The sequence below is a fragment of the Enterococcus sp. DIV0175 genome, from assembly GCF_050529075.1.
Classification (GTDB): Bacteria; Bacillota; Bacilli; order Lactobacillales; family Enterococcaceae; genus Enterococcus_B; species Enterococcus_B thailandicus.
The window spans coordinates 824,350-841,355 of sequence record NZ_CP172880.1 but is presented as its reverse complement, the minus strand read 5'-3'; the positions used below and the strand labels follow the sequence as shown (position 1 = coordinate 841,355).

At 41.7% G+C, this 17,006-nt stretch carries 10 protein-coding genes, 16 tRNA genes and 3 rRNA genes; 2 read left to right on the top strand and 27 right to left on the bottom strand.

The genetic code is table 11. The features are described 5' to 3' along the window. Nucleotides 1-5: 5 nt before the first annotated feature. Nucleotides 6-605: an alpha/beta hydrolase gene (locus tag IGJ76_RS04125; protein ID WP_430596738.1), complete on the top strand. Its 600-nt coding sequence runs from the start codon at nt 6-8 to the stop codon at nt 603-605. A gap of 208 nt (nt 606-813) precedes the next feature. Here IGJ76_RS04125 and IGJ76_RS04120 read toward each other — a convergent pair. The 25 genes from IGJ76_RS04120 to IGJ76_RS04000 all read right to left on the bottom strand — a co-directional run bounded on the left by IGJ76_RS04120 (nt 814) and on the right by IGJ76_RS04000 (nt 12,976). Then, nucleotides 814-897, bottom strand: a tRNA-Leu gene (locus IGJ76_RS04120). A gap of 25 nt (nt 898-922) precedes the next feature. Continuing rightward, a tRNA-Gln gene (locus IGJ76_RS04115) sits at nt 923-994 on the bottom strand. Between the two features lie 9 nt (nt 995-1,003). Next, a tRNA-His gene (locus IGJ76_RS04110) sits at nt 1,004-1,076 on the bottom strand. A 59-nt stretch (nt 1,077-1,135) separates the two neighbouring features. Beyond that, nucleotides 1,136-1,220 (bottom strand) — tRNA-Leu (locus IGJ76_RS04105). Between the two features lie 19 nt (nt 1,221-1,239). Next, nucleotides 1,240-1,310 (bottom strand) — tRNA-Cys (locus IGJ76_RS04100). A 34-nt stretch (nt 1,311-1,344) separates the two neighbouring features. After that, nucleotides 1,345-1,416 (bottom strand) — tRNA-Gln (locus IGJ76_RS04095). Between the two features lie 9 nt (nt 1,417-1,425). Further along, nucleotides 1,426-1,498, bottom strand: a tRNA-His gene (locus IGJ76_RS04090). A 2-nt stretch (nt 1,499-1,500) separates the two neighbouring features. Further along, nucleotides 1,501-1,574, bottom strand: a tRNA-Trp gene (locus tag IGJ76_RS04085). A gap of 10 nt (nt 1,575-1,584) precedes the next feature. Next, nucleotides 1,585-1,665: transfer RNA gene (locus IGJ76_RS04080), tRNA-Tyr, on the bottom strand. A 1-nt stretch (nt 1,666) separates the two neighbouring features. Next, nucleotides 1,667-1,742: transfer RNA gene (locus tag IGJ76_RS04075), tRNA-Phe, on the bottom strand. Nucleotides 1,743-1,774: 32 nt separating this feature from the next. Next, a tRNA-Asp gene (locus tag IGJ76_RS04070) sits at nt 1,775-1,847 on the bottom strand. A gap of 9 nt (nt 1,848-1,856) precedes the next feature. Next, nucleotides 1,857-1,929 (bottom strand) — tRNA-Val (locus IGJ76_RS04065). Nucleotides 1,930-1,942: 13 nt separating this feature from the next. Then, nucleotides 1,943-2,014 (bottom strand) — tRNA-Glu (locus tag IGJ76_RS04060). A 14-nt stretch (nt 2,015-2,028) separates the two neighbouring features. Next, nucleotides 2,029-2,117, bottom strand: a tRNA-Ser gene (locus IGJ76_RS04055). A 40-nt stretch (nt 2,118-2,157) separates the two neighbouring features. Continuing rightward, a tRNA-Asn gene (locus IGJ76_RS04050) sits at nt 2,158-2,231 on the bottom strand. 9 nt (nt 2,232-2,240) lie between these two features. Next, nucleotides 2,241-2,356, bottom strand: a 5S ribosomal RNA gene (gene rrf, locus IGJ76_RS04045). A 92-nt stretch (nt 2,357-2,448) separates the two neighbouring features. Further along, nucleotides 2,449-5,363, bottom strand: a 23S ribosomal RNA gene (locus IGJ76_RS04040). 173 nt (nt 5,364-5,536) lie between these two features. After that, nucleotides 5,537-5,609, bottom strand: a tRNA-Ala gene (locus IGJ76_RS04035). Nucleotides 5,610-5,692: 83 nt separating this feature from the next. Continuing rightward, nucleotides 5,693-7,253: ribosomal RNA gene (locus IGJ76_RS04030) — 16S ribosomal RNA — on the bottom strand. The 16S, 23S and 5S rRNA genes sit together here with 16 tRNA genes alongside, the layout of an rRNA operon. Before the next feature lie 651 nt (nt 7,254-7,904). Next, the gene (locus IGJ76_RS04025) at nt 7,905-9,410 is read right to left on the bottom strand and encodes a HAMP domain-containing sensor histidine kinase (RefSeq protein WP_067484140.1); all 1,506 of its coding nucleotides are present in this window, start codon (nt 9,408-9,410) and stop codon (nt 7,905-7,907) included. Then, the gene (locus IGJ76_RS04020; protein ID WP_002290973.1) at nt 9,407-10,093 is read right to left on the bottom strand and encodes a response regulator transcription factor; all 687 of its coding nucleotides are present in this window, start codon (nt 10,091-10,093) and stop codon (nt 9,407-9,409) included. Before IGJ76_RS04020 ends, IGJ76_RS04025 begins: the two co-directional genes overlap by 4 nt. Before the next feature lie 191 nt (nt 10,094-10,284). Beyond that, nucleotides 10,285-11,706 (bottom strand): NADP-dependent phosphogluconate dehydrogenase, encoded by a 1,422-nt coding sequence (gene gndA, locus IGJ76_RS04015; RefSeq protein WP_067484139.1) that lies wholly within the window; start codon nt 11,704-11,706, stop codon nt 10,285-10,287. 167 nt (nt 11,707-11,873) lie between these two features. Then, complete coding sequence (gene rpmF, locus IGJ76_RS04010) at nt 11,874-12,053, bottom strand: 50S ribosomal protein L32 (protein ID WP_067484136.1); 180 nt, start codon at nt 12,051-12,053, stop codon at nt 11,874-11,876. A 69-nt stretch (nt 12,054-12,122) separates the two neighbouring features. Continuing rightward, entirely contained in the window at nt 12,123-12,683 is a 561-nt protein-coding gene (locus tag IGJ76_RS04005; RefSeq protein ID WP_270344833.1) for a YceD family protein, read from the bottom strand. A 161-nt stretch (nt 12,684-12,844) separates the two neighbouring features. Beyond that, nucleotides 12,845-12,976 carry a hypothetical protein gene (locus IGJ76_RS04000; RefSeq protein ID WP_270344834.1) on the bottom strand — a complete coding sequence of 44 codons (132 nt, stop codon included), beginning with the start codon at nt 12,974-12,976 and terminating at the stop codon, nt 12,845-12,847. 113 nt (nt 12,977-13,089) lie between these two features. Between IGJ76_RS04000 and IGJ76_RS03995 the strand changes: the two genes are divergently transcribed. Beyond that, entirely contained in the window at nt 13,090-13,995 is a 906-nt protein-coding gene (locus IGJ76_RS03995) for a LysR substrate-binding domain-containing protein (protein WP_270344835.1), read from the top strand. A 30-nt stretch (nt 13,996-14,025) separates the two neighbouring features. Here IGJ76_RS03995 and pyk read toward each other — a convergent pair whose 3' ends face one another. Then, entirely contained in the window at nt 14,026-15,810 is a 1,785-nt protein-coding gene (gene pyk / locus IGJ76_RS03990) for a pyruvate kinase (RefSeq protein ID WP_067484128.1), read from the bottom strand. A gap of 130 nt (nt 15,811-15,940) precedes the next feature. Further along, complete coding sequence (pfkA, locus tag IGJ76_RS03985) at nt 15,941-16,903, bottom strand: 6-phosphofructokinase (RefSeq protein ID WP_067484127.1); 963 nt, start codon at nt 16,901-16,903, stop codon at nt 15,941-15,943. Nucleotides 16,904-17,006 lie beyond the last annotated feature (103 nt).

Sequence of the window (17,006 nt, the reverse complement as noted above, 5' to 3'; positions counted from 1 at the left end):
GCAATATGAACTACATTTTTGAACAAGGAACAAAAAATGCAGCAAAATTTATTTTACTGCATGGTACAGGCGGAGATGAACATTCTTTACTCGAACTTGCGAGATTTATTGATCCAGATAGCTCAGTTTTATCGTTTCGCGGAAATATCCAAGAAAATGGAATGAACCGTTTCTTTAAGCGACATGGACTCAACCAATTCGATCTCAAAAATTTAGAAGAAGAAACAGATAACTTATTAAAGCAAATTAAAGAAATTAGTGTAGAAAAAAATATTCCGTTAGAAGACTGGATACTACTTGGTTACTCTAACGGAGCAAACATTGCTGCGCACCTATTACTAGAAAGAGAACACGGACTATCTAAGGGAATCTTTTTTCATCCTATGTCACTGGGTGTAAAGAATCACTCGATTGACGGTAAAGATAAAACAGTCTGGCTTTCTTATGGCAATGAGGATCCGATCGTTTCGAACGAATCTTTTGATGAACTAGCTAAAGCTTTTGAAAGTAACGGTAGCCTCACTTATGTCTATTCTTCAAATCAAGGTCATGAGTTAACAATGGCAGAACTAGAATCAGCTAAAGCATGGGTAAACAACTTATAATGCAAAAAAGAGACTGGCAACACTAAAGATACAGTTTTTCTTAACGAATCCTTCAATTAAAAAAGCCTAAAATCCGCGTTTTCAAAAACGAATTTTAGGCTTTTTTTAGGATAATTTTGTCCTAGACATCTTTATTTCATTAAATATAATAAATAAAGATTTTCTATAAAAAAACACCAACATATTTTTTATGTTGGTTTTTCATTGATACCGGCGGCCGGGGTCGAACCGGCACGACCTCGCGGTCACTGGATTTTGAGTCCAGCGCGTCTGCCAATTCCGCCACGCCGGCATATTAAAACTTATTTTAAAATAAACTGGGGTAGCTGGATTCGAACCAACGCATGAGGGAGTCAAAGTCCCTTGCCTTACCGCTTGGCTATACCCCAATAAAAAAGGGCGAATGATGGGAATCGAACCCACGAGTGCCGGAGCCACAATCCGGTGCGTTAACCACTTCGCCACATCCGCCATCATACATATGTTATTTAATTCCCCAGTAAAAAACTAAGATGAAAACATCTTAGTAATACCGGCGGCCGGGGTCGAACCGGCACGCCCTAAACGGGCACTGGATTTTGAGTCCAGCGCGTCTGCCAATTCCGCCACGCCGGCATTTCGATAAATTGTACTAAGGCGGTAACCGGATTTGAACCGGTGATGAAGGTTTTGCAGACCTCTGCCTTACCACTTGGCTATACCGCCATTATACGATTATCAATCTATAAAATTTATAGAACTGGGGTAGCTGGATTCGAACCAACGCATGAGGGAGTCAAAGTCCCTTGCCTTACCGCTTGGCTATACCCCAATAAAAAAGGGCGAATGATGGGAATCGAACCCACGAGTGCCGGAGCCACAATCCGGTGCGTTAACCACTTCGCCACATCCGCCATGGCAGGGGTAGCAGGAATTGAACCCACACTAACGGTTTTGGAGACCGCTGTTCTACCTTTAAACTATACCCCTATTAATAAAATGGAGGAGAGTGGATTCGAACCACTGAACCCTAAGGAACGGATTTACAGTCCGTCGCGTTTAGCCACTTCGCTACTCCTCCATGGTGGCGCGGGACAGAATCGAACTGCCGACACACGGAGCTTCAATCCGTTGCTCTACCAACTGAGCTACCGCGCCATATGAAATTACATCAATTGAATAAATAATGACGGTCCCGACGGGAATCGAACCCGCGATCTCCTGCGTGACAGGCAGGCATGTTAACCCCTACACCACGGAACCAGTTCATTATGGAGGTTAACGGGATCGAACCGCTGACCCTCTGCTTGTAAGGCAGATGCTCTCCCAGCTGAGCTAAACCTCCAAATTCAATTGTATGACCCGTACGGGATTCGAACCCGTGTTACCGCCGTGAAAGGGCGGTGTCTTAACCGCTTGACCAACGGGCCAGATATATTACTAACGGAGAGTAAGGGATTCGAACCCTTGAGACAGCGTTCACCATCTACATGATTTCCAATCATGCTCCTTCGGCCTCTCGGACAACTCTCCAGAGTGAAAGAAGCTCATTACTCTTTTCTCAAATTGAGAACTCCGGCAGTAGGACTCGAACCTACGACATCATGATTAACAGTCATGCGCTACTACCAACTGAGCTATGCCGGAATAACACCAGCGTGGCGACGTCCTACTCTCACAAGGGGCAACCCCTCACTACAATCGGCGCTAAGAAGCTTAACTTCTGTGTTCGGCATGGTTACAGGTGTATCCTTCTCGCTATCGCCACCACACTGTGGTGTTATCTTATTGAGTTTGCTTTTGCTCACTCAAAACTGGATTTGAAGTAATCTCAACTCTACCGAGTTTTTTTCTTTTACCATTCTTGGTTAAGTCCTCGATCGATTAGTATCAGTCCGCTCCATACATCACTGTACTTCCACTTCTGACCTATCTACCTGATCATCTCTCAGGGATCTTACTTTCTTTAAAGAAATGGGAAATCTCATCTTGAGGTGGGCTTCACACTTAGATGCTTTCAGCGTTTATCCCTTCCCTACATAGCTACCCAGCAATGCCCTTGGCAGAACAACTGGTACACCAGCGGTAAGTCCATCCCGGTCCTCTCGTACTAAGGACAGCTCCTCTCAAATTTCCAACGCCCGCGACGGATAGGGACCGAACTGTCTCACGACGTTCTGAACCCAGCTCGCGTGCCGCTTTAATGGGCGAACAGCCCAACCCTTGGGACCGACTACAGCCCCAGGATGCGACGAGCCGACATCGAGGTGCCAAACCTCCCCGTCGATGTGGACTCTTGGGGGAGATAAGCCTGTTATCCCCAGGGTAGCTTTTATCCGTTGAGCGATGGCCCTTCCATGCGGAACCACCGGATCACTAAGCCCGACTTTCGTCCCTGCTCGACTTGTTGGTCTCGCAGTCAAGCTCCCTTCTGCCTTTACACTCTTCGAATGATTTCCAACCATTCTGAGGGAACCTTTGGGCGCCTCCGTTACCTTTTAGGAGGCGACCGCCCCAGTCAAACTGCCCATCTGACACTGTCTCCCACCACGATTAGTGGTGCGGGTTAGAGTGGCCATAACGCAGGGGTAGTATCCCACCAGCGCCTCCATCGAAACTAGCGTTCCGATTTCTACGGCTCCTACCTATCCTGTACATGCGGTACAGACACTCAATATCAAACTACAGTAAAGCTCCATGGGGTCTTTCCGTCCTGTCGCGGGTAACCTGCATCTTCACAGGTACTAAAATTTCACCGAGTCTCTCGTTGAGACAGTGCCCAAATCGTTACGCCTTTCGTGCGGGTCGGAACTTACCCGACAAGGAATTTCGCTACCTTAGGACCGTTATAGTTACGGCCGCCGTTTACTGGGGCTTCAATTCGTACCTTCGCTTACGCTAAGCACTCCTCTTAACCTTCCAGCACCGGGCAGGCGTCAGCCCCTATACTTCATCTTACGATTTTGCAGAGACCTGTGTTTTTGATAAACAGTCGCTTGGGCCTATTCACTGCGGCTGATCTGACGATCAGCACCCCTTCTCCCGAAGTTACGGGGTCATTTTGCCGAGTTCCTTAACGAGAGTTCTCTCGCTCACCTTAGGATTCTCTCCTCGACTACCTGTGTCGGTTTGCGGTACGGGCCGTTGTTTTCTCACTAGAAGCTTTTCTTGGCAGTGTGACATCAGGAACTTCGGTACTATTATTTCCCTCCCCATCACAGCTTGTCCTTAAAAGATTAAGCATTTGACTCAACCTAAGACTTACTGCTTGGACAGACATTTCCAATCGTCTGCATTCCTTAGCCTCCTGCGTCCCTCCATTGCTCAAACAAAAACAACGGGTACAGGAATATCAACCTGTTATCCATCGCCTACGCCTTTCGGCCTCGGCTTAGGTCCCGACTAACCCTGGGCGGACGAGCCTTCCCCAGGAAACCTTAGTCATTCGGTGGACAGGATTCTCACCTGTCTTTCGCTACTCATACCGGCATTCTCACTTCTAAGCGCTCCAGCAGTCCTCACGATCTACCTTCAACGCCCTTAGAACGCTCTCCTACCATAACACCATAGGTGTTATCCACAGCTTCGGTAATATGTTTAGCCCCGGTACATTTTCGGCGCAGGGTCACTCGACTAGTGAGCTATTACGCACTCTTTAAATGGTGGCTGCTTCTGAGCCAACATCCTAGTTGTCTGTGCAACCCCACATCCTTTTCCACTTAACATATATTTTGGGACCTTAGCTGGTGGTCTGGGCTGTTTCCCTTTCGACTATGGATCTTATCACTCACAGTCTGACTCCCGGATATGAATGAATGGCATTCGGAGTTTATCTGAATTCGGTAACCCGAGATGGGCCCCTAGTCCAAACAGTGCTCTACCTCCATCATTCTCAATTCCGAGGCTAGCCCTAAAGCTATTTCGGAGAGAACCAGCTATCTCCAAGTTCGTTTGGAATTTCTCCGCTACCCACACCTCATCCCCGCACTTTTCAACGTACGTGGGTTCGGTCCTCCAGTGCGTTTTACCGCACCTTCAACCTGGACATGGGTAGATCACATGGTTTCGGGTCTACGACTACATACTCAAACGCCCTATTCAGACTCGCTTTCGCTACGGCTCCGTCTCTTCGACTTAACCTCGCATGCAATCGTAACTCGCCGGTTCATTCTACAAAAGGCACGCCATCACCCATTAACGGGCTTTGACTTGTTGTAGGCACACGGTTTCAGGTTCTATTTCACTCCCCTTCCGGGGTGCTTTTCACCTTTCCCTCACGGTACTGGTTCACTATCGGTCACTAGGGAGTATTTAGCCTTGGGAGATGGTCCTCCCGGATTCCGACGGAATTCCTCGTGTTCCGCCGTACTCAGGATCCTCCTAGGTGTCTTCCAAATTTCATCTACGGGGTTTTTACCCTCTTTGACTGACTTTTCCAAGTCATTCGATTATCTGAAAAAACTACCATATCGGAGTCCTACAACCCCAACAAGCAAGCTTGTTGGTTTGGGCTTTTCCCGTTTCGCTCGCCGCTACTCAGGGAATCGAATTTTCTTTCTCTTCCTGCAGGTACTTAGATGTTTCAGTTCTCTGCGTCTACCTCAAATATGCTATGTATTCACATATTTGTAACATCCTATAAAAGATGCTGGGTTCCCCCATTCGGAAATCTCTGGATCATAGCTTACGTACAGCTCCCCAAAGCATATCGGTGTTAGTCCCGTCCTTCATCGGCTCCTAGTGCCAAGGCATCCACCGTGCGCCCTTATTCACTTAACCTTATCAACCTTACGGTTGGGTTTTGACATCATTTCTAGCGATAGAAACTAGTCAAGAAAAATAAGCAATTGAACTTATTAAAAAACTCATTCAACGCGGTGTTCTCGGTTTGTTTTGATCTTACTTCAAATATCCAGTTTTCAATGAACAAAGTTAACAACAAATGTTGTTAATGGAGCCTAGCGGGATCGAACCGCTGACCTCCTGCGTGCAAAGCAGGCGCTCTCCCAGCTGAGCTAAGGCCCCGTATTTAAATGAAGAGAGTAAACCTCTCAAAACTGAACAAAGTAATGATGACAAACGTGTGTAGTCTCCGTAATATTCCTTAGAAAGGAGGTGATCCAGCCGCACCTTCCGATACGGCTACCTTGTTACGACTTCACCCCAATCATCTATCCCACCTTAGGCGGCTGGCTCCAAAAAGGTTACCTCACCGACTTCGGGTGTTACAAACTTTCGTGGTGTGACGGGCGGTGTGTACAAGGCCCGGGAACGTATTCACCGCGGCGTTCTGATCCGCGATTACTAGCGATTCCGGCTTCATGTAGGCGAGTTGCAGCCTACAATCCGAACTGAGAGAAGCTTTAAGAGATTAGCTTAGCCTCGCGACTTCGCGACTCGTTGTACTTCCCATTGTAGCACGTGTGTAGCCCAGGTCATAAGGGGCATGATGATTTGACGTCATCCCCACCTTCCTCCGGTTTGTCACCGGCAGTCTTGCTAGAGTGCCCAACTAAATGATGGCAACTAACAATAAGGGTTGCGCTCGTTGCGGGACTTAACCCAACATCTCACGACACGAGCTGACGACAACCATGCACCACCTGTCACTTTGCCCCCGAAGGGGAAGCTCTATCTCTAGAGTGGTCAAAGGATGTCAAGACCTGGTAAGGTTCTTCGCGTTGCTTCGAATTAAACCACATGCTCCACCGCTTGTGCGGGCCCCCGTCAATTCCTTTGAGTTTCAACCTTGCGGTCGTACTCCCCAGGCGGAGTGCTTAATGCGTTAGCTGCAGCACTGAAGGGCGGAAACCCTCCAACACTTAGCACTCATCGTTTACGGCGTGGACTACCAGGGTATCTAATCCTGTTTGCTCCCCACGCTTTCGAGCCTCAGCGTCAGTTACAGACCAGAGAGTCGCCTTCGCCACTGGTGTTCCTCCATATATCTACGCATTTCACCGCTACACATGGAATTCCACTCTCCTCTTCTGCACTCAAGTCTCCCAGTTTCCAATGACCCTCCCCGGTTGAGCCGGGGGCTTTCACATCAGACTTAAGAAACCGCCTGCGCTCGCTTTACGCCCAATAAATCCGGACAACGCTTGCCACCTACGTATTACCGCGGCTGCTGGCACGTAGTTAGCCGTGGCTTTCTGGTTAGATACCGTCAAGGGATGAACAGTTACTCTCATCCTTGTTCTTCTCTAACAACAGAGTTTTACGATCCGAAAACCTTCTTCACTCACGCGGCGTTGCTCGGTCAGACTTTCGTCCATTGCCGAAGATTCCCTACTGCTGCCTCCCGTAGGAGTTTGGGCCGTGTCTCAGTCCCAATGTGGCCGATCACCCTCTCAGGTCGGCTATGCATCGTGGCCTTGGTGAGCCGTTACCTCACCAACTAGCTAATGCACCGCGGGTCCATCCATCAGCGACACCCGAAAGCGCCTTTCAAATCAAAACCATGCGGTTTCGATTGTTATACGGTATTAGCACCTGTTTCCAAGTGTTATCCCCTTCTGATGGGCAGGTTACCCACGTGTTACTCACCCGTTCGCCACTCCTTTTCTTTCGGTGGAGCAAGCTCCGGTGAAAGAAAAAGCGTACGACTTGCATGTATTAGGCACGCCGCCAGCGTTCGTCCTGAGCCAGGATCAAACTCTCATAATAAAAGTTAGAACAATCTTTCGATTGTTAAGCTCAATTTGTTTGCTAGCATATTGCTTGCTGTTTAAAAATGTTTGTTGTCTTGAATTGAATCAAGACGCCCTACACATTTGGTTTGTCTTACTTTGTTCAGTTTTCAAAGGTCTATTCTTTTTTTGTTTTAACAACTTTTATATCTTAACAGATTCTTTAGAAGTTGTCAACACTTTTTGTTTTTTAATTTTCCGCCGCTTTTTTAACGACTTGATAAGTTTATCATTCGGTTTGTTATTTGTCAACAACTTTTTTATTGAAATATCAAACTTTTGAAAGCTTATTACTTAAGCGACTTTGTTATTCTAACATGTCATTCTTTATTCGTCAACACTATTTTTTAAAGAAATTAATGTTGTTAGTAAGTAAAGAATTATTAGAGAACAAATAATAATATAGCAATCTATTTCTTAAATTGCAACAGAAATAATTACTTTTTTGAATAATATTTTTAAAAACGAATATTCAAAAAAAATGTTTCTTTTTTGTTCTATTTTTTCTACTATTTTCTTGCTAAGTTTTATAAATTACTGCTTATAGTTCGTCCATCAAATACTTGTGTTCCCCCGCCTTGTAGCTATTTTCTATAAAAAAGGAAAAGACAAGCAAAACGAAATCGTTTTACTTGTCTTCAGATTTTACTATTGGGATGAATATTCGAAAAATCGTTCCTTGACCAACAACACTTTCAGCGATAATTCGCCCCTTATAACTTTCAACTAATTGCTTAGCGATAGACAGGCCGAGACCATTTCCACCTTTTGTGCGAGCTCTAGCTTTATCAACTCGATAAAACCGATTAAAGATTTTCTTCAAGTCTTCTTGTGGAATCCCCTCACCAAAATCTTGAATCGCAATCTCAAATTCACTTAACGTAGAAGAAATCGAAATATGCACTTCTTTTCTCGTCGTAGAGTATTTAACCGCATTATCAAGAATAATAATGATTAATTGTTCAAAATGATTACGGTAGATTTGCAAGATTACTTCTTTAGATAAATCATCATCCAAAGTGATTACATAGTCTGGATATAAGATCTTAAAGTTATTGTAAACTTGATAGGTAACTTCTTTTCCTTTTGTTGTTTCATTACCATAATGAATATCAACTTGTTCCGCCCTCGAAAGATCTAGCATTTCTTGAACAAGACTTTTCATACGGCTAATTTCTTGCATACTTGCGCTAAGAGACTCCTCTAAGATTTCAGGGTCATCTTTTCCCCAGCGGTTTAGCAAACTCAAATGACCTTCAATGATTGCTACTGGTGTTCGTAATTCATGGGACACGTCTTGAACAAATTGTTCTTGTTGCTCCATGTATAATCGCATCCGATCAAGCATTTCATTAAAGATCTCAGCTAAATCTGCTAATTCATCATTTGTATCAATTTCAGGCATATGAATATCTGACTGTGGATCTTTTCGGATAGTATCCATCGTATCTCGCAGAACTTTTAACGGCTTCAGGAAATAAGAAGATAGGAAAAACCCCAAGATACTACTTAGAATCAATGAAACGACTTCTAAAATAATCAGTGTTAACAATAATTTATTGCGTATATCATAAAAAGAGGACAGCTCATAGAAAGTTTGCGCATACCCAATTTTTTCACGGGTTCCTTTAGAATAGATTGGTTGAATAGATAAAAATCCTGTTCTCCCATCAATCGTAACGATCGTTGGAACTTTTCTGGTTGTTTGTAACAATGATTGACTATGCTGCTGCGTTTTAAATATCAGCTTTTCTTCTAAATTGTAGACGAATAAATCCAATGATGACTGACCAAGTTCTGCAATGAAAGAATCAATTTTCATTAAGTTCCCTTCGATATTCGTCGTTTGGTCGTCAATATTACTATCATTTGTAGTTGTATTAGTCAAATTTCGGTACGTATTGACTAAAGTCAGCTCTTCATCTGAGTTAGCTAACCGAGAGGCCACTTGTGAAATCGTTCGTTCCACATTGTTTCGTTCTTTAGCAACAATCAGATTGATTGAAGACTTATAAGTAATAACCGCAAAAATAGTAAAAACAACAAATATAAAGAAAGAACTTGCAAAGGCCCACTTGATAGTCAAGGAGGGACCTTTCAGTTCTCTTTTTTCCGATTTTTTCGGTTTGATCACGAGCGCATCACATAACCTGTTCCGCGGACAGTTTGGATATAGCTTTCCTCCCCAGGAACATCAATCTTATTGCGCAAGTAACGAATATATACATCGACAACATTCGTTTCGACTTCTGTTTCATAACCCCAAACTTTGTTTAATAGAACATCACGGGCTAATACTACATTGACGTTTTCCATCAACGTCAATAATAGCTCATACTCACGTTTGGTTAATTCAATTACTTCGTTTCCACGGCGTACCACACGATTTTCTTTTTCAATTGTTAGGTCGCGATAAGTAATTGTTGTTTGTTTTGCTACGTTTTTATCACCTTCGATATCAATTCGACGTAACAAAGCTCGCAAGCGGGCTAATAATTCTTCAATTGCAAATGGCTTAACAATGTAGTCATCTGCTCCATGGTCTAAACCTGATACGCGGTCAATCACTGAATCCCTAGCAGTCATCATGATGATTGGTGTGTTTTTTACTTGACGGACACGTCGACAAACTTCTAATCCATTTAACTCTGGTAACATCAAATCTAGTAAAATGGCATCCCATTCATTATTTAAAGCAGCGTCTAATCCTGTGCGGCCATTATAATGAACTTCAGCATTGTACCCTTCGTGCTTTAATTCCAACTCGACAAAGCGAGCTAAGTTCTTTTCATCTTCAATGATTAGAATATTACTCATCTATTATTTTATCCTTTCCCTCTACGCGATTTCTACAAACTCTATCATTATACCGATATTCTACTTAAAAATCTATAGTCATTCTATCATGAATAAACAATTTTAAAAAGAGCCGAAGTCTATTCGTAACAAATGACTTCAGCTCTATCATGATTTATCTAAATTTTCAGTTTTGCAAAGTCAAGAACTACTTACTCTTCATGATACCAAGAGTAGTGGAAGATTCCTTCTTTGTCCACACGTTCATAAGTGTGTGCACCAAAATAATCACGTTGTGCTTGAATAATGTTTGCTGGCAAGCGTTCTGCTCTATAAGAGTCAAAGTAAGAAATTGCTGAAGAGAACGTTGGCACTGGTACACCAGCTTGAACGGCTAAAGCAACTACATCTCTCACTGATTGTTGATATTTCTTTGTGATTTCAACAAAGTAATCATCTAACAATAAGTTTTCGATGTCTGGGTCTTTATCATATGCATCTGTGATCTTTTGTAAGAAACGAGCACGGATGATACATCCTGCACGCCAGATTTTAGCGATTTCGCCAAATGGCAAGTCCCAATCGTATTCTTTTGAAGCTACTCGTAGTTGTGCGAAGCCTTGAGCATAGCTCATAATTTTGCTAAAGTACAATGCTTCACGGATTTTCTCAACCAATTCTTTTTTGTCACCAGTATATTCAAAATTATTTGGATTTGACAAAATTTTACTTGCTTGGACACGTTCGTCTTTATAAGCAGAGATATAACGAGCAAATACAGATTCTGTGATCAATGGAAGTGGCACACCTAAGTCTAAAGCACTTTGACTTGTCCATTTACCAGTTCCTTTATTGCCAGCTGCATCAAGAATGACATCAACAATCGGTTTGCCTGTGCCTTCATCGTCTTTACGAGTCAAAATGTCAGCAGTGATCTCGATTAAGTAGCTATCAAGTTCCCCTTGATTCCATTCTTTGAAGATCTCAGCCATTTCATCAACTGATAGCCCAAGAATATTCTTCATTAAGTCATAAGACTCCGCAATCAATTGCATATCTCCATACTCAATTCCATTGTGAACCATTTTTACATAATGACCTGCACCATTTGGCCCAATATAAGTTACACATGGTGCGCCATCTTCTGCTTTAGCAGAAATTTGTTCTAAAATCGGTGCCACTAATTCGTAGGCTTCTTTTTGCCCACCAGGCATGATAGAAGGGCCTTTTAGCGCGCCTTCTTCTCCACCTGAAACACCAGTACCAATAAAGTTGATTCCAGAGTTTGCTAATTCTTCATTGCGACGAATTGTATCTTTGAAGAATGTATTTCCGCCATCGATCAAAATATCGCCTTTATCTAAATGAGGTAATAATTCTTGAATCGTTGCATCAGTAGCTGGTCCTGCTTTAACCATCAAAAGAATACGACGTGGTTTTTCAATTGAAGCAACAAAGTCTTCCATTGTATAAGTTGCTTTAAAGTTTTTATCTGGATGTTCTTCTACTACTTCTGTTGTTTTTGAACCAGTACGGTTAAATAGAGCGACTGAATAACCGCGGCTTTCAATATTTAAGGCTAAGTTTTTGCCCATAACGGCCATACCGACAACGCCGATTTGTTGTTTCGTCATATGAACTCCTCCTACATTTGGGGTTAATCCCCTAATCTCTCTCATTATAGCCTAACATTGGTGCAATGCAAACCAATGTGCAAAATATTTTGGCGATTCCGAGAAAAAAATAAACCCCAAGGCTCCATGGTTAGCCTTGAGGTTTTACATTTTCTAATTAAAATGTATTAAGCTTCTTTAGACATTACGTCCTTACCATCATAGTAACCACAATTTGTACATACGTGATGGCTTTTTTTCATTTCACCACAGTTAGGACATTCGTTTAAACCTTTGATTGTCAATTTGTAGTGTGTACGACGTTTTGCTTTTTTAGCTTTTGATGTTCTTCTAGCTGGTACTGCCATTTTGCTACACCTCCTTGTAAAGTCTTGCATCCATTTAGATACAATATATTCCAATCTTACTCGTTATCTTTATTCCTTTGATTCATCATCAAAAAATTCCGATAGTTTTGCAAGACGAGGATCTACTTTTGTCTCAGCTTCTTCCACTTTTCTGCGCTCATGTTCTGCTTCAGAAATAACTTCCCAATCTGCCCCTTTAGGTAGGTTAGTTTCGTCTGCTTCCTCTGCTTCAGTAAGCACACGCATTGGAATTGCCAATAAAATATTATCTTCGATTGACTCTGTCAAATCAAGCTGTGTGCCCTCAATCAACAAAATCTCATCAGCAGATAATCGTTCGTCTCGACTTTGATACTGTTCTACTGTCATGAATAATTCATCAACCGGAAAATCCATCACTAACTCAACAGGTTCGAGTGAACGTGTTGATGGGACAGTCAGAGTCGTTTGCACAGTGTAATGAACGATATAGCCTTTTTTATCAACGGAAACAAATCCTTCAACAGCCACTGGTGCAACATCGAGTATTAAATTATCGCGTTTCATTAAACCTGATTTTAAATCAAGTGTTTCATGAAATACTAATGGTGTCTCTTGATATTTTCGTAATTCTAGTAAAGACCATTTCATTTTTCATCACTCCTAAGCAACAAAAGCAATTATACAGGGCAAAAACGTCCTTGTCAATGAAATTTTCTTGACACCTTACAGTTCATAAAAAAACAGTACATTATTTGGAAAATCAGTTTTCTTTTTTCACTTTTCCAACAAAATTTTCCTTTTCTTTTTTGCTAAAGTTCGATTAAGACGTCTTTTGACAAATTGATTTCTTTTCTCAAAAAATTTTTTTGGAATTTTTTCTGTTCAATCGAAATAACAAGTAATCGGTTACTGATTTCGCAAATTTTTTCAAATGTATCCATCTAAACGTTTCCTGCTAGCTTCGCAAACGACTTCGTTGAACTTTCAGTTGCTATCAAGAAACGAATCCATTACAATAACTATTATTTATATGGATAAAGAGAGGAGCTAACACATGAACACACGAGATATTGAATACTATGTTCAATTAGTCAAACTAAAAAACTTTACAAAAGTTGCTAATCTATTTCATGTTAGCCAACCCACAATCACTTATGCTGTCCAACGGCTTGAAAAAGAATTAAACGCTGTCCTCATCGTCCGAGATCGCTCGCACAATGAACTATTGATCACACCTGCTGGTCACCAACTGTTTATCCACGCACAGTCCATTCTTCAAGAAATCACTCGTGCAAAAGCTGAGATTCAACAACTACAAACAAAAAAAATTCGTCTTGGCATGCCACCAATCATCGGAAATGAATATTTTCCAAAATTATCCGGTTACTTCATTAGGCAAAAGTTGATGAATCAATTAGAAATCATTGATGGTGGTTCCCGCGATTTGTATGGAATGATTCATCAAGGTCAAATTGATTTAGCTTTACTTGGTTCAACTCAGCCAATTGTTGATCAGTCCTTAGAAACACAGTTGCTCTTAGACAAACGGTTTATGATTGTTGTCTCACCAGAACATCCACTTGCCCAAAAAGAAGCTGTTTCGTTCAAAGAATTGATCAGCGAAGAATTTGTTTTATTGAACGAGCATTACGTCCATCCTACTGCTTTTTCAAAATTAGCAAAACAAGCACACATCGAACCAAAAATTGTGTATCAAAGCAATGATTTATCCATTTTAAAAAGTATGATTCGCGAACAAGTTGGTATAGGTTTTTTAACAGAAATTGCGATTCATCCAGAAGACCAGTTAGTTGTACTTCCACTAACTGACGCTGTACAGCCACGCTTTCTGATTTCACTTGTCACGCGCACACAGCAATTGCCAACTGATTTACAGCAACAAGTTGTCCGCGTCATTAATGAATTTATTCAGACACAAAAAAACAGCCCCTCAGATTGAGGAGCTGCTTTTTTTATACTATCTAGCAAATTAGATAGCTGTTGTTTCGCCACGGTATACAATACCACGACGTGAATCAACAGTAATTAATTCACCATCAACGATTGTTGAAGTCGCGTCTTTTGCACCAACGATTACAGGAATATCTTGAGCGATACCTACAACTGCTGCGTGTGAAGTTAAGCCACCTTCTTCAACTACGACTGCTGCTGCTTTTTCAATAGCAGGCATATATTCTTTATCAGTTGTTGGAACAACTAATACCATGCCGTCTTTTGCTTTTTTAATTGCTTCTTCAGCAGATGAAGCAACTACTGCGTTTGCAACAACAGATTTTTGGCCAACGCCTTGAGCTTCTAATAATTTAGAACCAATCATTTGAATTTTCATTACGTTAGTTGTTCCACGTTCACCAACTGGTACACCAGCAGTGATCAAGATTAGATCGCCTTCTGAAGCAAAGCCTAATTCAACTGCTTTTTTAGCAGCTAATTCAAACATTTCATCAGTAGTTGTTGGTTTTTCAGTAACTGTTGGGTATACGCCCCAGTTTAACATCAAACCACGTTTTGTGCGTTCGTCAAATGTAACTGCCAAGATGTCAGCATCTGGACGGTATTTAGAAATCATTTTAGCTGTGTAACCAGACTCAGTTGCAGCAACGATTGTTTTAACACCTAAGTTTTTAGCAGCACGAGCTACTGACAAACCGATTGTTTCAGTAACATCAGTTTTGTCAAATTGATTGATTTGGAATGTACCTAATTCAGCTAAAGCTTTTTCAGCTTCTTGGTCAATACGAGCCATTGTTGAAACAGCTTCTACAGGGTAGTCACCATTTGCAGATTCACCTGATAACATTGTTGCGTCTGTACCATCAAATACAGCGTTGGCAACGTCAGATGCTTCGGCACGTGTTGGACGTGGGTTTTCTTGCATTGATTCTAACATTTGTGTAGCTGTAATAACTGGGATACCAGCAGCGTTACATTTTTTAATGATACGTTTTTGAACCATTGGTACTAATTCAGCTGGAATTTCAACACCCATGTCACCACGAGCAATCATAACACCATCAGAAACTTTGATGATTTCGTCGATGTTGTCGATACCTTCTTCAGATTCAATTTTAGGGAAAATTTGAACGTGTGTCATATTTTTTTCTTCTAAAATTTCACGAATATCTAAAACATCTTGTGCTTTACGTACAAAACTTGCAGCGATAAAGTCGATGTCGTTATCTAAACCGAAACGGATATCGTCAGCATCTTTTTCTGTAATACCTGGTAAGCTGATTGATACGCCTGGTGCGTTAACACCTTTACGTGATCCTAGCATACCTGCATTTTTAACTACTACAACTAATTCACGGTTTGCTTCGTCTTTTTCAACGATTTCCATGTCAATAAGACCATCATCGAATAAGATGTGTCCACCAACGTGAACGTCTTCAAACAATCCAGGATAAGTTACAGCGATTTTTTCTTTTGAACCAACATGTTCAGGGTCCATAGAGATACGAGTTTGATCTCCAACTTCGAATTTGATATAGCCGGCACGGCCAAAATCAGCTTCTGTTGTTCCTTGAACTGTTGTACGGATTTCTGCACCTTTAGTATCTAAAAGGATACCTACATCTTTGCCTGTTTTTTTAACGGCTTCACGAACCATTACCATACGTGATAATTGTTCTTCATGATCTCCATGTGAGAAGTTAAAACGGAAGACATTTGCTCCAGATTCGATCAGTTTAGAAATAGTTTCTACTGAATTACTTGCTGGTCCTAATGTACTAACGATTTTGGTTTTTTTCATTTTACAAAACGCTCCCATTCAATTTTGTTTATTTAAAGCTTTACAGCTTAAATAGCTATTAATTATAGATAGTTCAGTTGAGTCAAACAAAGTTTGCTCTGGTCTTATTCATTCCTTTGATTAAATCAAATTAGAATGAAAGAGTATTGTTTAATTCGTACAATGATAAGTCTGGTTTGTGTTTGTTGTTTTCCAAAGTGTCAATGATGTCAGAAGCAACAATTTCATTGTCATGAATCCCAACACATAATCCGCCTTTACCTTGTTGTAATAATTCAACAGCATAAGCACCAAATTTACTTGCTAACACACGATCACGTGCGCTTGGTGCGCCCCCACGAACAACGTGTCCTAAGATAGATACACGAGTATGGTAGTCGCCGAATTCTGAAAGTTTTTCAGCAAATTCGTTTCCGCCCATTACACCTTCAGCCAAGATGATCAAGCAATGTTTTTTTCCACGATCGCGGCCTTCTTGGATTTTTTTAGCAACAGCAGCCATGTCAAAATCATGTTCTGGAATGATGATTTCATCAGCTCCGCCTGCAACACCTGACCATAAAGCGATATCGCCAGCGTTACGTCCCATTACTTCAATAACGAATGTACGAACGTGTGATGTAGCTGTGTCACGAATGCGGTCAATTGATTCAAGCACTGTATTAATTGCTGTATCAAAACCGATTGTGAAGTCTGTACCAGGAATATCATTATCGATTGTTCCAGGAATTCCCACTGCTGGGAAACCACGCTTAGTTAAAGCCATCGCTCCATGGTAAGAGCCATCGCCACCGATAACTACTAAACCTTCAATACCGAATTTTTTCAATTGTTCGATACCCTTTAATTGACCTTCTTCTGTAGCAAATTCTGGGTAACGAGCAGAGTACAAGAAAGTACCACCGCGTTGGATCTTATCACCAACGTCAGCAACGTCAAGACGACGAATATCTCCGGCAACTAATCCGGCAAATCCGTAGTTGATTCCATAAACTTCTAGACCTTCATAGATTCCTTTACGAACAACTGCGCGAATCGCTGCGTTCATTCCAGGTGCGTCTCCGCCACTGGTCAAAATTCCGATGCGTTTCATATAAACATTCACCTCATTAAAATACTTTATCCTAAGAAGACTTAGGCTATAACCATTTGTTTGCAATAACCACGTCTAACATTCTAACATTATTTTTCTAACT

Coding starts and splice junctions, on each gene's coding strand:
- IGJ76_RS04125 (WP_430596738.1), top strand. CDS start 6: ATGAACTACATTTTTGAACAAGGAACAAAAAATGCAGCAAAATTTATT.
- IGJ76_RS04020 (WP_002290973.1), bottom strand. CDS start 10,093: ATGAGTAATATTCTAATCATTGAAGATGAAAAGAACTTAGCTCGCTTT.
- gndA (WP_067484139.1), bottom strand. CDS start 11,706: ATGACGAAACAACAAATCGGCGTTGTCGGTATGGCCGTTATGGGCAAA.
- rpmF (WP_067484136.1), bottom strand. CDS start 12,053: ATGGCAGTACCAGCTAGAAGAACATCAAAAGCTAAAAAAGCAAAACGT.
- IGJ76_RS04005 (WP_270344833.1), bottom strand. CDS start 12,683: ATGAAATGGTCTTTACTAGAATTACGAAAATATCAAGAGACACCATTA.
- IGJ76_RS04000 (WP_270344834.1), bottom strand. CDS start 12,976: ATGGATACATTTGAAAAAATTTGCGAAATCAGTAACCGATTACTTGTT.
- IGJ76_RS03995 (WP_270344835.1), top strand. CDS start 13,090: ATGAACACACGAGATATTGAATACTATGTTCAATTAGTCAAACTAAAA.
- pyk (WP_067484128.1), bottom strand. CDS start 15,810: ATGAAAAAAACCAAAATCGTTAGTACATTAGGACCAGCAAGTAATTCA.
- pfkA (WP_067484127.1), bottom strand. CDS start 16,903: ATGAAACGCATCGGAATTTTGACCAGTGGCGGAGACGCACCTGGAATG.